The sequence below is a fragment of the Paraburkholderia sp. BR14374 genome (assembly GCF_040948685.1).
Lineage (GTDB): Bacteria > Pseudomonadota > Gammaproteobacteria > Burkholderiales > Burkholderiaceae > Paraburkholderia > Paraburkholderia youngii.
Map to the genome: position 1 here is coordinate 1 of NZ_JBFPKF010000165.1, position 255 is coordinate 255.

Here is a 255-nt window from a genome sequence, read left to right on the forward strand (position 1 = left end):
TGCGCGGCTCGACTTCGAGCGTCGTCTTGATGATCGCGAGCACCGGCGTGATGCCCGAGCCGCCCGAGAACGCGAGGTACTGCTGGCCCTGTTCGGCGTTCAGGTGCGTGAAGAAGCGGCCGTCCGGCGTCATCACGTCGATCGTGTGGCCGGGCTGCAGCGTGTCGAACGCGAAGTTCGAGAAACGCCCGCCGCGCACGCGCTTGATGCCGATGCGCAACTCGCCGTCGCGGTCGTAGTCGGTGACGCCCACGC

The 255-nt window shown here is 67.8% G+C and carries 1 protein-coding gene; it reads right to left on the minus strand.

The window, feature by feature from the left end; all coding sequences use genetic code 11:
• A partial coding sequence (locus AB3X86_RS38505) for an FAD-binding oxidoreductase (RefSeq protein ID WP_368599923.1) occupies positions 1-255 on the minus strand: 255 nt, incomplete at both ends.